The sequence below is a fragment of the Candidatus Hydrogenedentota bacterium genome (assembly GCA_016791475.1).
Lineage (GTDB): Bacteria > Hydrogenedentota > Hydrogenedentia > Hydrogenedentales > JAEUWI01 > JAEUWI01.
In genome coordinates, this window is record JAEUWI010000012.1 from 98,946 (window position 1) to 113,045 (window position 14,100).

13 protein-coding genes and 1 tRNA gene are annotated in these 14,100 nt (G+C 60.6%); 4 read left to right on the forward strand and 10 right to left on the reverse strand.

Features of this window, described 5'->3' with window-relative positions; translation table 11 throughout:
* Positions 1–67: 67 nt before the first annotated feature.
* Positions 68–556 (reverse strand): hypothetical protein, encoded by a 489-nt coding sequence (locus JNK74_08625; protein ID MBL7646236.1) that lies wholly within the window; start codon positions 554–556, stop codon positions 68–70.
* 314 nt (positions 557–870) lie between these two features.
* Between JNK74_08625 and JNK74_08630 the strand changes: the two genes are divergently transcribed.
* The gene (locus JNK74_08630) at positions 871–3,225 is read left to right on the forward strand and encodes an ABC transporter substrate-binding protein (protein ID MBL7646237.1); all 2,355 of its coding nucleotides are present in this window, start codon (positions 871–873) and stop codon (positions 3,223–3,225) included.
* Positions 3,226–3,231: 6 nt separating this feature from the next.
* Here the strand turns inward: JNK74_08630 and JNK74_08635 are convergent, their stop codons facing one another.
* Together JNK74_08635 and JNK74_08640 are read right to left on the reverse strand one after the other, a co-directional pair.
* Complete coding sequence (locus JNK74_08635) at positions 3,232–3,903, reverse strand: queuosine precursor transporter (GenBank protein ID MBL7646238.1); 672 nt, start codon at positions 3,901–3,903, stop codon at positions 3,232–3,234.
* 130 nt (positions 3,904–4,033) lie between these two features.
* Positions 4,034–5,821: a metallophosphoesterase family protein gene (locus tag JNK74_08640; protein ID MBL7646239.1), complete on the reverse strand. Its 1,788-nt coding sequence runs from the start codon at positions 5,819–5,821 to the stop codon at positions 4,034–4,036.
* A 431-nt stretch (positions 5,822–6,252) separates the two neighbouring features.
* Here JNK74_08640 and JNK74_08645 point away from each other — a divergent pair, with 431 nt between their 5' ends.
* The gene (locus JNK74_08645; GenBank protein MBL7646240.1) at positions 6,253–7,269 is read left to right on the forward strand and encodes a DUF1080 domain-containing protein; all 1,017 of its coding nucleotides are present in this window, start codon (positions 6,253–6,255) and stop codon (positions 7,267–7,269) included.
* Between the two features lie 534 nt (positions 7,270–7,803).
* Here the strand turns inward: JNK74_08645 and JNK74_08650 are convergent.
* The 5 genes from JNK74_08650 to JNK74_08670 form a co-directional block, all read right to left on the reverse strand.
* Positions 7,804–8,076 carry a GIY-YIG nuclease family protein gene (locus JNK74_08650; protein ID MBL7646241.1) on the reverse strand — a complete coding sequence of 91 codons (273 nt, stop codon included), beginning with the start codon at positions 8,074–8,076 and terminating at the stop codon, positions 7,804–7,806.
* Positions 8,077–8,201: 125 nt separating this feature from the next.
* Complete coding sequence (locus tag JNK74_08655; GenBank protein ID MBL7646242.1) at positions 8,202–8,474, reverse strand: GIY-YIG nuclease family protein; 273 nt, start codon at positions 8,472–8,474, stop codon at positions 8,202–8,204.
* 58 nt (positions 8,475–8,532) lie between these two features.
* A tRNA-Asn gene (locus JNK74_08660) sits at positions 8,533–8,608 on the reverse strand.
* 99 nt (positions 8,609–8,707) lie between these two features.
* Positions 8,708–9,622, reverse strand: a complete 915-nt coding sequence (locus JNK74_08665) for a ThuA domain-containing protein (protein MBL7646243.1) — start codon at positions 9,620–9,622, stop codon at positions 8,708–8,710.
* Between the two features lie 35 nt (positions 9,623–9,657).
* Complete coding sequence (locus JNK74_08670; protein ID MBL7646244.1) at positions 9,658–11,067, reverse strand: HDOD domain-containing protein; 1,410 nt, start codon at positions 11,065–11,067, stop codon at positions 9,658–9,660.
* A 442-nt stretch (positions 11,068–11,509) separates the two neighbouring features.
* Between JNK74_08670 and JNK74_08675 the strand changes: the two genes are divergently transcribed.
* Positions 11,510–12,124: a superoxide dismutase gene (locus tag JNK74_08675; protein ID MBL7646245.1), complete on the forward strand. Its 615-nt coding sequence runs from the start codon at positions 11,510–11,512 to the stop codon at positions 12,122–12,124.
* A gap of 201 nt (positions 12,125–12,325) precedes the next feature.
* Positions 12,326–12,715 (forward strand): response regulator, encoded by a 390-nt coding sequence (locus JNK74_08680; GenBank protein ID MBL7646246.1) that lies wholly within the window; start codon positions 12,326–12,328, stop codon positions 12,713–12,715.
* 15 nt (positions 12,716–12,730) lie between these two features.
* On the opposite strand, the gene JNK74_08685 is transcribed toward JNK74_08680, so the two are convergent.
* A complete protein-coding gene (locus JNK74_08685) occupies positions 12,731–13,168 on the reverse strand; it encodes a GNAT family N-acetyltransferase (GenBank protein ID MBL7646247.1) in 438 nt (145 codons plus the stop codon).
* A complete protein-coding gene (locus JNK74_08690) occupies positions 13,155–14,099 on the reverse strand; it encodes an alpha/beta fold hydrolase (GenBank protein MBL7646248.1) in 945 nt (314 codons plus the stop codon). The genes JNK74_08685 and JNK74_08690 overlap by 14 nt, the downstream gene beginning before the upstream one ends.
* Between the last annotated feature and the right edge of the window lies 1 nt (position 14,100).

The following is a 14,100-nucleotide window of genomic DNA, read 5'->3' on the forward strand; positions in this document are numbered from 1 at the left end:
CGCCTGGACTCCATTCGTCGCCGCGACCTTTGATGTCCGATAGATGTGAACGTAACGCCAATGGGGATCAGGGAGATTGGGGGGGGCCGCTTTCCGGGAGCGAGCTGGCCTGCGCGTCCGCCGGCGGCGTGAACGGGCCCGGCTGCCATTTGTCGCGTACTTCCTCGAAGCGGCGTTCCCAGATCTGACGTTGCGAATCGTTCAGGATGGCGGAAACTTCGTCGCGCAGGGTGTCCAGCGTCCGCTTGACTTCGGGTTGTACTTCGACTCGGATGCCTTCCAGCGCCTCGAAGTGCTTCTCCACGATTGCGGCGGCGACTTCACGCTGCGCTTCGGAAAGGCTCAGCCGGGCTTCCATTCGTTCCAGCAAATTAGTCTGTAAGCGATCGGGTTCGGATACCATCCGCTGAAACGATCGGTCCATCAGGAGTACGGTGGCCCCGCCGCCAATGATCATGCCGCACAGGAGAAACAGCGCGGCTTCGATGTAGGGCGGCAACAATCCCGTGTCGCGTTTTCGCGGTGTGGGAATCCCCGGATAATATCCATCACTCATAAGGTCTTTTCTCCCCGTTCACCTCGCCGGACGCAGCTCATGGCCGGTCGAAGTTTGACTCGTTTCCCAACTCGTCCTCCCCGATAGTACTCCAACGGTCGGGCTATTTTCATTTCAGGACCCGATGCTTGACCGGTCCGGGTATCAACCCCTTTACGGGAAGGGGTATACTGGTGAGCGTCGCGTCAAGGTTGGGCCGTGCCCGCAGTAGCAGAAAGGTTTCCGGTTGTGATGTTTATCCCCTATCCGCGAGTTCCAGGGGTACTGCGGTTGCGTTGCGTCGATACGGCGACATTCCGGCGGGGCGCTTTGACATGAAAAACGGCTCGCGGGTGAAGGGCGGCTTCTTGAGCTTGGTCTGCTGCCTTGCCTCACTCGCCGCGTGGACCGGTTCGCGCTGCGCAGTCGGCGAAGAAGTCAGTCCGGTCCGCGTTCGTTTGCAGTTGAAGTGGTCCCACCAGTTCCAGTTTGCCGGCTTTTATGCCGCGGTGGAGAAGGGGTTCTATCGGGAGTCCGGGCTTGAGGTGGAACTGGAAGAAGGGCAGTCGGGCACGGACTTTATCGAGCGGGTTGTTTCGGGGGCGGCCGATTTCGGCGTGGAATTGCCCGACCTGCTGCTTCGCCGAAACGCCGGAGCGCCGGTGGTCGTTCTGGCCGCCATTTATCAGCACTCGCCCTATGTGGTCGCCTCGCTCGAAGGGACTCCGATTGCCTCGCCCCACGATCTGGTCGGGCGGTCCGTGATGCTGCGTCCGTCCAGCAATGCGGAGATCCTGGCCATGCTGCTGAACGAGGGGGTGCCGCTGGAGCAGGTGCGATTTGTGGATCATGCGTTCACCGCCGCCGCGCTCGCGAGTGGCGAGGTGGACGCCATCAGCATGTACAGCTCCACGATCATGCATGAGAAGGCCCTGGAGGGCAAACACCTGAATCTCCTTCACCCCCTGAACTATGGCGTGGATTTCTACGGGGATTGCCTCTTCACTTCGGAGCGCATGCTGGAGGAATACCCGGATCGGGTGCGCGCCTTCCGCGAGGCCAGTCTGCGCGGCTGGGAGTACGCGATGGAGCATCCCCGGGAGATGGCGGAATTGATTCACAACCGCTATGCCCCCGGAAAGTCGGTTGAGAATCTGATGGCCGAGTCCCAGCAGATGATGCCGCTGCTGCTTCACAAATTTGTCGAGCCGGGTCATATGAACCCGGGGCGCTGGCGCCACATCGCCGACACCTTTGCCGAGGTGGGCCTGCTGCCGCCCAATGTATCGCTGGAGGGATTCATTTACAATCCCGACGCCGCGCCGGACACCGCATGGCTGCGCGGGGTCGCCGTATCGTCTTTCGCGGCTCTGGTGATTCTGGCGCTGGTCGCGGTCGTTCTGCTGTTGTTCAACCGCAGGCTGGATGGCGCGGTCCGTGTTCGGACCCGTGAGCTGGAGCAGGCGAATCGCGCTCTGGAGAGCGAAATGAAAGGGCACGCCCACGCCGAGGCTGAGCGGCTCAGTCTGGAGCATCAGGTGTGGCACGCGCAGAAGCTGGAGAGTCTGGGCGTGCTCGCCGGCGGCATCGCCCACGATTTTAACAACCTGCTGACCGTTATACTCGGAAGCGCGGACATGGCGCTCCAGGTGCTCGGGGACGACGCCCAGGCGCGCCCGCTGGTGTCCGAGATCCGCGACGCGAGCAACCGCGCAGCCGATCTCACGCGGCAGATGCTGGCCTATTCGGGTCGCGGGCACTTCGAGATTCGGGAGGTGAACCTCAACCAGCTCGTGGGGGAGATCGGGCGCCTGCTTGCATCGTCTTTCCCGAAAAACGCCCAAATCGATATAGATCTCGCGGCGGAGCTGCCCCTGATCCGCGGGGATTCCGCTCAAATCCAGCAAATCGTGATGAACCTTATCACCAACGCCGCCGAATCCATTCCCGCCGAGCGTGAAGGGACGGTGCGTCTCACCACCCGGCTCGTAGCATGTTCGAAGGAAGACCTTCGCAAGAGCTGTCTTCCCGAGAGCCCGCCACCCGGCGAATACGTCTGTATCGAGGTTGTTGATACCGGCAATGGCATGAGCCCCGAGGCGCAGGAGAGGTTATTCGAGCCTTTCTCTACAACAAAGGCCTCCGGACGCGGACTTGGCATGGCGGCCACCCTCGGTATAGTCCGGGGCCATCGAGGCGCGATCATGGTCGAGAGCGCGCTCGGCACCGGGACCACCATCCGCGTCCTGCTTCCATCGGCCGCCAAGTCGGCGAATGACCTCGATCCCAGGCCGGTCTCCGGCGCGGATGGGTGGCGAGGCCGTGGAACGGTACTCCTGGTGGACGACGAGGAGGCGGTTCGCTCGCTGGCCGCCCGCATGCTCGAACGGATTGGGTTTGACGTGCTGGTCGCGGGCGACGGCGTGGAGGGGGTGGCGCTTTTTCGGGAGCGTTCCGAGGAGATCCGCTGTGTATTGCTCGATTTCAGCATGCCCCGGATGGACGGCGTGCAGGCCAGCCTGGAGTTGCAGCGCGTACGCGAGGACATCCCCATCATCGTGTGCAGCGGTTTCAACCGCCATGAAATGGAGGAGCGCTTCGCGGGTCGCGCCATCGCGGCGTTTCTGCACAAGCCGTTTCGCTACGAGCAAATCCGCCACGCGTTTCAGACGGCGCTGGGTGAGGACTGAGACACCTCAGGCGTGCTGAGAAACCCAGTCGCGATCCCGGACATTCCAGGAGCTGGCCCAGTAGATGAAGGGTGTGTCCAGCGCCGCGATGACGACCTTGAATATGTATTTCGCCACCGCCAGCTCCACGGCGGTCGCGAAATCGAAAAGGCCCCACCATACAATCGTGGAGTAGAGGACCGTATCCACGAGCTGGGAAGTCATGGTGGAAACATTGTTGCGCAGCCAGAGCATCCGCCCCTGGGTCTTGTCCATGAGGTAGTGATAGAGCCATACATCGAGATGCTGGCTGATGAAGTAGGCGAGGAGTGAGCCGAAAACGAAGCGGGGCGAAAAGCCGAAGAGCAGGGCAATGGCTTCATGAACGGACGTGGCAAATTCCCTTTTACCGGGATCCTGGGTGGGTAGAAAGAGCAGGCTCAGGGACATGATGGAGAACACGACCACGCTGGTTGCAAAGCCGATCATTACGGCCCTGTTGGCCTCGCGCTTGCCGTATTTCTCGCTCAGGATGTCCGTCGCGAAGTAGATTCCGGAGTATATGATCATACCCAGGCTGGTCTGCATGCCGAAGACGGTTGTCAGCTTCGGGCCCTGAATGTTCATGAGGATGATATTCATCACGATCACGGCATAGAGACCCTGGCGGCCAAAGAGCCGGTACATTACGAGGGTCATGCTGAGGTCGATGCAGACGGTAACGATCCAGAGCGTATTCTGGTGTTGCGCGAAGAAATCGGCGAGCACTTGCGGTATCAACGGATTCTCCAGGGGGTGGGGTTCAGACGCGAAGGGCTGCGGACGGGGGCTATTTCTCGATCACGAGCGATTCAAATAGTTCATCATTCTGTCCGCGGGCTTCATAGCTGAGGCGCTTTCCGTCGATCGCGATACGGAGATACGACGACTTGCCCTGAAAGTAGGTCTTGATATAGTCCGGGCCCGTTCTGGGCCGACCGCCGCGATGGGCCTGCGCGCAGGCATTGATGTAAATCGTTCCCTCGGCGGGCGATGCCACCTCGTTGCCGTCCCGTAAGGGTGCGGTGCGCATGTAATCATGAATATGGCCCTGGAAGACCATGTCGACGTGGTGGCGGTCGAAGACGGGAATCAAGGCGGCGCGCAGCGCTTCATACTCGTGATAGAGCACCGGGTTGTACATGGTGAAATGGTGCACCGCAAACTTCCATGTGGCGTCGCTCTCTGCCAGTACTTTGTCGGCCCAGGCGGCCTGCACCTCGGCCTCGGTGCCCACGTCCATCATCAGGAAGAGGGCGTTGCCGTAGCGAAAGCTATAGTTTGCCTCCGGCACCGCGCCTTCGGGGCCGTTTCTTGGATACTCGAACAAAGCCAGCGGCAATGCAACGCCCAGCCCGTCCTGATTGTCGTGATTACCCAGGGTGAACATGAGCGGTTTGCGTTCATACACGCCCTGTCCAAAGCCGATCTGCATATCCCACTGATCGCGATAGAGGCCATAGCTCACCACATCGCCGGGAATAACAAAAAAGGCCATTTCGGGCGTGAGGCGAAAGGCGGCCTGCAGCGTCTTGCCCGCTTCTTCCGTCGCGTGGGTATCGGAGCCCACGCCGAAGATGAAGGGGGCATCATCTTCGGGCGCGGTCGTAAATTGAAAGACCTCGCTCCAGACCTCCGCACCGGGATCGCCCACGCGATAGTCATAGGCTGTCGCCGGTGTCAGCCCCCGCAGCACCGCCGTGAAATGGTTTGAATAGCGGTCGTTCGCGAGCAGTCGATCCTGGAGCGTCTCCATGGCGGCGTCCGCCTCCAGCCACGCATCGGCCCCGGGCAGTCGATACTGAACGCGTCCCGACTTCAATTCCGTGCTCGTCCGCCACTGGACCGTCTGGGTCGTGGCCGCATCTTCGCTCCAGGTCAAGACGATCTGGTCGGGCGTTGCGGAAGAAGGGTGGGGCGTCTCCCGAAAGGCGCCGAGCAAATGGGCTTCCCGGGCACGACCGCGGAAAGTTCCCAGCAGGGTCTGGCCTTTGAGTTCGTCGGGTAACTCGGTAATCACCAGGCTTGTCCAGTCGCGGTAGGTCATCGCGCCGTTGGTCATGGTGGTCACGGCCTCGGCCGGAAAGAGGTTCGTGATGGAGAGCGAAGCGCCGGGCGTTTGCGGCGCCACACTCACGAAATATACGGGCCGGTGCCAGTCAAAGCCATTGATGCCCAGGCCCACGTGCCCCGCATCGAACTTCTTCTGCCACACCTCGTAGGTGTACTCCTCATTCTTCACCGTCATCGCGGTCTTCTGGAACCCGGCCGTCTCCAGCCAGAAGGGAACCACCTCCTGCTCGATATGCCGCATGACGCTGACCACCACCGGCACGTTCACGTCGAAGTGCCAGTACTTCTCCGAGAGGATGGCTTTCTCCTCGTCGCTTAGGGTGGTGAGAATCGCCTCGTTCGTCAGCGCCGCGCGCTCCGCTTGCGTCATATCCGCATAGTAGCGCGTCACCACGCCGTCCATCACCTCGGCCACGGTGGATTGTCCGTGGGCGGTGGGGGAGAGGAAAACAAGGGCCAGCGAGAAAAGTGCGAGCGTCAGTTGGAAGACGGGACGACGTATCATTGGGTCTACTCCTGCGAGAAAAGTACTGTCCACGCCAACGATAGCCGATTCAGGGTTGCCGATCAAAAATACCCTGTCCCCTGGGACGTACCGCCGCAAGCGCACCACCTGCGAGCGAGGCAATATTTTCGCCATCAATCCCACATAACCCGGCCGAGTAAGTGAAGTGGAGTAGTTTTCGCAAGTTTGCTTTGCTTGACCTGATGCATGGTGACCACGGAGTTCACGGAGGCACGGAGAAAACAACATGGGTGAGGGCAACGCGAGAGACCTTCTCGAACGTAAGCGTGTGTGAATTTGGGGGCCATGGCCTCTCAAACTCCTCGTCTTCTCCGCGCCTCCGTGTTTCCGTGGTCCAGATCTCTGCTTGCGGCCTCCCAAATGCATTTGCTATAACGCCAGCCAGACTAAACGCTTCGAAGGAGCCCGCCATGAAAACTCTGAGCCGTATTACCACCCTGAGCCTGACCCTTTGTACCATGTCCCTGGGAGCCTTCGCGGCGGATTCGGTCGCACCCTTCCTGGGCCGCTGGGCCCTCACAATCCCCGGTGGCGGTGCGGGCTGGCTCGAGATTACCCAGCAGGACGGCTACCTCGACGGCAGCATACTCTGGGGCGGCGGTAGCGTGGTTCCCGTGGAGAGCGTGTACCTGGACGGAGACGCTCTCATCGTAACCCGGTTGAACACGGTCGAGCGCAAAGACGCCGCCGGTACTGTCGTGCGCACGCAGAACTTCACCGAGACCATCTCCGCAACCGTGAGCGGCGATGCGCTCGATCTAAAGCACGAGAAAGTGAATACCAGCGGCATCGGCGCCGAGCGCGCGCCCTTCACCGGCAAGCGCATCCCCGATTTGCCCCCGGCGCCCGATCTTTCCAAAGTGAAATTTGGCAAGCCGCAAACGCTCTTCAACGGCAAGGATCTGGGGGGCTGGCGACTCACCGAGGCATCCGCCGCAAACGGCTGGAGCGCGATCGACGGAATTCTGATCAATGACCCGGTCCAGGAAGAAGGCAAGGCGAAGAAGCACTACGGCAACCTTCGCACGGAATCGGAGTACGAGGACTTCAATCTCACCCTCGAAGTAAACGTTGTCCCCGATGGTAACAGCGGTGTCTACCTGCGCGGCATTTACGAGGTTCAGGTCATGGACAGCTTCGGCATGGAGATTGATCCTCATCACATGGGCGGCATCTACAGCCGCATCGCGCCACTGGCCGCCGTGGAGAAGCCCGCCGGCGAGTGGCAAACCATGGACATCACCCTCGTCGACCGCCATGTGACCGTCAAGCTCAACGGCACACTGATCATCGACAACCAGCCCCTCCAGGGCTGCACCGGCGGCGCCCTCTGGTCCGACGAATCCCGCCCCGGCCCCATCTACCTCCAGGGCGATCATGCCGGGGTGAAATACCGGAATATCGTTCTGCGGCCGGTGGTGAAATAGGCGGGGATGGAAGGACTCGCGCCCGTGACGTATGCGAGCGCCGGACGAGTTGCTTCATTTCACTCCCTTGTCCGGACAGTGGGATCGGTAGCGCGCGAGCCCGTCCCAGTGGATGGGTTAGGCGACTCGGGCGGTCAATCGCGTCTCGCCCGGTCGCTGGCAGTTGTCGGCGGGCACAAAAGGGCCCTTCGAGTGCCCATTGCTGTGGCAAGGGTGCTCCGCCAGGGGCACACGAACCGCCCTTTCGGGCGGATCGCGTGGCACGCTTGCTGGTTGACCGGTGTAGGAGATAGTTGGCGAAGCTGCTTTACATCCCTTAGGACATGCCGCCGCTTTGGTGTGGGCTTTGCCCGGCGGGGTGGTTGGTAGGCGTTGAGTGTTGCGCTTGTGAGGGCGGGAGCCCTTGCGGCGGTACGTCCCCAAACTGAACAGGCCATGCAGCGTTTACTGCATGGCCTGAAATTTATTGGCACCTCGGACAGGACTCGAATTCGCCTTCGGCGAACCTTTGGCCTGTGATTCGCCGCAGGCGAATTAACAGCCGCCGTCTTTCTGGAGGAAATTGGCTTTGATCCAGTCGCGCCCTTGCCCGGACTTGAGATGCTTTTCCCTATTCATGGCTTCGCTGCGAGAGCTGTAAGCCTCTGAGTGAATGAGCTTCCACGGACCCTTGTTCCTTTTGGTGTACATTGTGAACCGGCAGTTTACGTCGTTGTGTTGTTCCAACCGTTTTCCCAGGTCGGATGTCTGACCAACGTAGGTTTTTCCCGAGCTTTCTGAGCGCAGTATGTACACGTAGAATTGCATGCTATCTGCCCGAACGAAAACAGGCCATGCAGCACGTACTGCATGGCCTGAAATCTACTGGCACCTCGGACAGGACTCGAATTCGCCTGCGGCGAACCTTCGGCCTGTGATTCGCCGCAGGCGAATTAACAGCCACCGTCTACCTCGAGGAAATTGGCCTTGATCCAATCCCGCCCTTGCCCGGACTTGAGATGCTTTTCCCGTCTCATCGCTTCGCTTCGAGAAGGGTGGGCCTCGGCGTGAATCAGCTTCCAAGGGCCCTTGTTTCTCTTGGTGTACAGGGTGAATTGGCAGGTCAGGTCATTGTGTTGCGCGAGCCGTTTTTCCAAGTCGGAAGTCTGGCCAACGTAAGTCTTTCCCGAGCTTTCTGAGCGTAGTATGTACACGTAGAATTGCATGCTATCTGCCTGAACGAAAACAGGCCATGCAGTATCTACTGCATGGCCTGAAATTTACTGGCACCTCGGACAGGACTCGAACCTGTGACAGGGTGGTTAACAGCCACCTACTCTACCAACTGAGTTACCGAGGTCTATTTTGGGGGTTGCGAGGGGGCGAGAAGTGCCGCTCAACGCGGGGCATAGTATGCCAAATTTATCACCGGTGTTTCAAGCGCGAAGCCATAAATTTTTTACTTCGCGATCAATTTTTCTTTGAGCGTTTCCACCACGCGGGCGGCGCCGGTGGCCGGGTCGAGATCCGCGGGCACGGTTTCGGCCCAGTTCGGGGCGGCGTCGGCTTCGCCTTCGCCTCCGGTCCACTTCAGGCAGTCGGTGAACACGGCCTGGAAATCGGTATTTTCCCAGACATCTTCGCGGTGGCCCATCGCATTGTAGAAGACCCGGCCCTCGCCCGGCGCACTGCACCAGATCACGGGATAGTTGGGCACATTGTACTTCTCCTGTTTCGTCCGTTCCTCGCCGGGATCGAGCAGGGCGAGCACGTGCATGGTCTTGTCCTGCAGGCCCGTGAAGAGGTACCACTCATCATTGATCTGCCAGCCATCCTTCACATGGGCCATGGTGGGGTGGTCGGCGTCAACGACGCGAAGCGTGCCGACGAACTGCGCTCCATGTCCTCGGAATTCGCCGCCGAGCATGTCGAGATAGGGGGACTCGGGCGCGTACTGGTTGCGCTCACGGTGCCAGGTGTCGCTGGCGCAGTGAAAGCCCATGAAACCGCCGCCCGCCTTGACCCAATCGATCAAGGTGGTCATGCCTTCGGGACCCATGGGAGGCGAGCCGTCTTTCGCGGCCGGGTCGCAAAGGTTTTCAGTGGTGTAAAACATCACCACATCCGCCTCCTTGAGGTTTTCGGCGGTGATGATGGCGCCATCCTTCGTGGAAACCAGGCTGCCGCCCATGCCTTCGATAAGGGGGCGGACGAGCTTCTCAACATGGCAGGGCGCGCCGTTTTCGACCTTCACCACGCTGTGCTCAAAACCGGCGGATTTGTGAAGAAACAGCACGCGGGGGCCGTCCGCCGCGTGGGCTCCCAGAATGCCCCCGGCCAGTACCGCCGCCATACCCATCCATCGAGACTTCATGCTAACTACTCCTTCAAGATTGCCGGGCAATCGGTTCAGTTACCCGCTTGTTGCCGCTTGACGGCTTCAACGGTTTCGTCATAGATCTGACAGAGTTGTTCGAGCTCCAGGCCGAGTACCTCCAGGAGAACCTGATGTGTTCCCGCAAGCACCTGCAGGTCGTGGCGATCAGCCTTCCCGGCAAGGTCCGAGAGGAGCGCTCCGAGGGCGACGATGGCCACGAGCTTCGGAGATTTCTGGGCCTGCTGAAAGTCATGGTGGAATCGGATCGGCTCGGAAATTTCGGCGGGAAGCCCCCAGCCGTCGGCGAGGAGAAAGCCCACCTCCGGGTGGGCGAGGCCGAAGAGTTCGTTTTCAATCCGGATGATCTCGTCTTCCGGCAGTTCCTGATCCACCTCCGCATACTGCTTTGGTGCGATTTCCGCCAGTACGGCCCGGCCGATATCGAACATGAGTCCGGCGGCGAAGAGTCCGCTTACCCCTTGAACGCGTCTGGCCTTCGCAATCAGCTTGCAGGCCGTGGCGCAGGCCATGGAGCGTTTCCAGAATTTCTTATGGTTGAAGTGCTTGCCTTCCTTGAAATAGTCGATCACGGCGGAGGCCAGCACCGCGCCGTAGACCTCCCGAAGGCCGAGGAGGGCCGTCGCGCGTTCGATCGTGTCCACCCGGTGGGTGAAAGAATAGGCCGCCGAGTTGGCCAGGCTGACGACCTTCGCGGCGAGGGAGGGGTCGTTGCTGATAATCTTGGCCATGTCGTCCGTCGAGGTTTCCACGTCATCCATGGCGTGGCGCACGCGATTGACCGTCTCGGGGAGCGCGGGCAGCGAACTGATCTGGCGGATCAGGTGGACCACCTTCTCGAACTTCAGACCGCTTTCGACGAGGGAAATGGACGCGGTGCCCGGTGTTACCACCCGTGCCGACAGGGGCACGTTCAGGTTGCCGTCCAGCGTGAACGTTTCTTTTTTCTCATCATCGCGCCGGTAGTAATTGTCCAGCGCCACCCGCACGTCGTTCATGGAGACGAGGAGCGGCCGCACTTTCATGCCGGTCTTCTCTTCCAGGGCCGCCACGGTGGCCGCATCGAGGGGACACGCCATGCCGACGGTCAAGTCCCGGCCCATTTTGTCGATGGGAACGATCTGATGTTTGATGGCAAATTCGCGATCGATGAGGCGCACGACATCCGCGGGGATCGTGTAGTTCAACAAGTCGATGCTGGCCATGCCGGGCTGGCGCGAGAGAAAACGCACGAAGGTCTGGGTGTCCAGATACTCCAGGGCGATTAGATTCTCCACAATCTTGCCCCCGTCGGTGCGCTGTTTGTCCAGGGCGTCCTGCAATTGTGAGGGCGTGATGAGCCCTTCTTTAAGCAACAGTTCGCCGATCCGCTTGGGCGGGCCGGCGGCCGGGGTGCGATCCGAGTATCGTCGTGGTTCGTGCAATCGTAAAAATTCCTTCAGACGGCCCGGTCGACCATACAAGTTCGCCGTAGCCCAGGGTTCTCAGTTTTCGAGCGTAATACCAGCCTCAACGATTGGGGGGCCACGAGCCGGATCGAGGAGGGCGCTCACCGGGGTCATAACTTTCCTAAGTGTAGGTACTTCGGGGCATGGTGTCAAGAGCCAGCCCCCGCCGGCTCATAATCAAGCCCGTGCCCGTTGCGGGGCGCTACCCATTGGCCCCGGAATTTTTGCTATACTCCGTGCGCTGGAATAACGGCATCCACAGCGGTGTTTTTTCTCAACAGGCCCGCAGCGTGCCTGTTCCGGCCCCCGTTCCGAGCGAGCGTGCCAGGCCGGGGTTGACCCCATGACAAACCAGGCCGGATCCCGTTCCACTCCATTGGGTCGGACCGGCCCCTCTCTCATCAGAAGGAGAACGAAAATGGCATTCGAACTACCCGCACTGCCCTATGCATTCGACGCACTTGAGCCCCACATTGATGCGAAGACCATGGAAATACACCATGACAAGCACCATGCCGCCTACGTGGCGGGGCTCAACGCCGCCCTGGAAGGCCTCGAAGGCTATGAAGGCAAGTCCGTGGAATCCATTCTGGCCGCCATCAAGGAAGTTCCGGAAGCCAAGCGCCAGGCCGTGATCAACCACGGCGGTGGTCACGCAAACCATTCGCTCTTCTGGACGCTCCTGAGTGCTCAGGGCGGTGGTGCGCCGGAAGGCGAGCTGGCCGCGGCCATCGATGCGACCTTCGGCGGTCTGGACGCGTTCAAGGAGCAATTCTCCAATGCCGCCAAGACGCGCTTCGGCAGCGGCTGGGCCTGGCTGGTGGTCAATGGGACCGGTGCTCTGGAAGTACTCAGCACGCCCAACCAGGATTCCCCCCTGATGGACGGCAAGACCCCGATTCTCGGTCTCGACGTCTGGGAGCACGCCTACTACCTCAATTACCAGAACCGCCGCCCCGATTATGTTTCGGCTTTCTGGAACGTGGTGAACTGGGCGAAGGTGGCGGAGCTTTTCGCCGCCGCGAAAGCGTGAGCTGAGCCACAACGGGCATACGTCCCAACCAAGAAACCGCAGGAAAGGGGTCCGGTACCAGCCGGGCCCCTTTCCTTTGAAGGCTGGAGCCCGTGCGGCCCTGTAATTTCGCCCGGGAATGAGGTATCATGTTTCAGTGGGCGGCGAAATAGAACAGGGGTATCGAGGGACTCCGTACCCTTAGCGCAAAGGTGAACCTGAATGACCATTGATCTCCCCGACACCCCCAACATTCTTATCGTGGACGACGAGCAGATGGTCTTAACGCTGGGGCGAGTTATCCTGGAGCGAAAGGGTTACCGTGTGTGCGTTGCCCTGAGTGGGGAAGAGGCCCTGGCCATGTGTCGGGAGTCCGAGTTCAAACCGGACTGTGTGATTATCGACTACACCATGCCCGCCATGAATGGGCGGGACACGCTCATTGCAATCCGAAAGATACTTCCCTCCGTGCCCGCAATCATTTCTTCCGGGTACAGCGACGATGAAATCGCCGAAGAAATGGAGGGCATCCCCGTCAGTGGGATGATCCACAAACCCTACCGACAGGACTCCTTGCTCGCGGCTTTGAATGCCGCGCTGGCGATTTCCTGAAGGTCCAATATCCGGCTAGAGCGGGCACATCATGCGGTAGTGGGGACCCACCCCGGGTATCTCGAACACATCCCCCACGATATTCAGGCCGCGCAATTCATAAAAGGGCCGGGAAACGATCCGGGCGTTGCACCAGAGTTGCGTGCCCCCGTGGGCGGATGCGTACGCGATACACGCCTGGAGCAGCTTGCTGCCGAAACCCCGCCCGTGATGCTCCGGCAGGACCGCCATTCCCCGCACCCGCCAGGCGTTTTCAAGATCCGCGCCGTCTGGTCCTTCCGGATAGAGAGACACGATACCCACCAATGATCCCTCTTCGTAAATCCCCATATGATACGTGCTCTCCAGGTCATCCCCCGGGAAGACCGCCGCTTCCGGCGGGTCGTGCGGTCGCAGCACCTGCTGCCGTATGGGATAGACCTCACTTGCGGATACTCGGCTAATCAGGGTCATGGTGTTCCACCTCCTTCAGGTAACGCAACACAGATTCAGCCACGACATGCTCATCGTAATCCCAGAATATCACATGGTCGGACTTTTCTAGCGGAATTAATTCGCGGCGCTCGCTGGCGAAGCCGGAGAAGGCGTCCTCGCTGGCCGCAAACGAAGTTACCGTGTCGTTGCGCGAGTGAATCAACAGAAGGGGACACCGAATCTGCCCCAGAACCTCCGGCGCCTTGGCCCGCTCGCCCGCATCAAGCGCCGCGATGGCCCCTTGTGCCGGTATCCATGCGTAACAGTCGATGAACGGCTTGTTTTCCACCTTGTTCACGGGGCCATTTCCCGGACGCGCCGGTACCCACCGCAGGAGCGTCGCGGCGGAGTCCACCAGCCGTTCCGTGGGCAGCCCCAGGATCGAACCCAGGGTCAGACCGAAGAATGGCGCACATAGCACGAGCCCGTCCACCGGCTCCCGCGCGGCGGCCAGCGTGGAGAGCGCCCCGCCCAGAGAATGTCCCACGACCACGACGGTCTCATGTTCCTGCTTGAGGGCGCGAAGTTCCGCAAGCACCCCGTCGAGCAGCGCGTCGGTTGACGTCCGCTCGAAATCCCGGGGACTCGTCCCGTGTCCCGGCAGGCGCATGGTGCGCACGCGCCAGCCCGCCGCCGCCACCTGATCAGGCAGGTCGTGGAAATTGCTCTGTCCACCGATGAAACCATGGACAAACAGCACCGCGCGGGGGCTGTCCGAAGGGCCGAGTGTTCGCGGGGTCATGCCCTTGAGATAGGGCGAGCCCGGATCGCGCGCGGCCCTTTGTTCGTAGCGGGTCACAAGCCGGTCCGTCACCAGATTGAGCAGGGTCAGCCCCACGGCCAGGGATACAAAACCGTAGGCCAGCAGTGGGCGCCGGCGCCAGACTCGACGGATTCCATCGGAAATCATT

Bases quoted from the DNA above. Each gene is read 5' to 3' on its own strand.
- JNK74_08625 (MBL7646236.1), bottom strand. From the start codon at position 556: ATGAGTGATGGATATTATCCGGGGATTCCCACACCGCGAAAACGCGAC.
- JNK74_08630 (MBL7646237.1), top strand. From the start codon at position 871: ATGAAAAACGGCTCGCGGGTGAAGGGCGGCTTCTTGAGCTTGGTCTGC.
- JNK74_08635 (MBL7646238.1), bottom strand. From the start codon at position 3,903: ATGACCCTCGTAATGTACCGGCTCTTTGGCCGCCAGGGTCTCTATGCC.
- JNK74_08640 (MBL7646239.1), bottom strand. From the start codon at position 5,821: ATGATACGTCGTCCCGTCTTCCAACTGACGCTCGCACTTTTCTCGCTG.
- JNK74_08645 (MBL7646240.1), top strand. From the start codon at position 6,253: ATGAAAACTCTGAGCCGTATTACCACCCTGAGCCTGACCCTTTGTACC.
- JNK74_08650 (MBL7646241.1), bottom strand. From the start codon at position 8,076: ATGCAATTCTACGTGTACATACTGCGCTCAGAAAGCTCGGGAAAAACC.
- JNK74_08655 (MBL7646242.1), bottom strand. From the start codon at position 8,474: ATGCAATTCTACGTGTACATACTACGCTCAGAAAGCTCGGGAAAGACT.
- JNK74_08665 (MBL7646243.1), bottom strand. From the start codon at position 9,622: ATGAAGTCTCGATGGATGGGTATGGCGGCGGTACTGGCCGGGGGCATT.
- JNK74_08675 (MBL7646245.1), top strand. From the start codon at position 11,510: ATGGCATTCGAACTACCCGCACTGCCCTATGCATTCGACGCACTTGAG.
- JNK74_08680 (MBL7646246.1), top strand. From the start codon at position 12,326: ATGACCATTGATCTCCCCGACACCCCCAACATTCTTATCGTGGACGAC.
- JNK74_08685 (MBL7646247.1), bottom strand. From the start codon at position 13,168: ATGACCCTGATTAGCCGAGTATCCGCAAGTGAGGTCTATCCCATACGG.
- JNK74_08690 (MBL7646248.1), bottom strand. From the start codon at position 14,099: ATGATTTCCGATGGAATCCGTCGAGTCTGGCGCCGGCGCCCACTGCTG.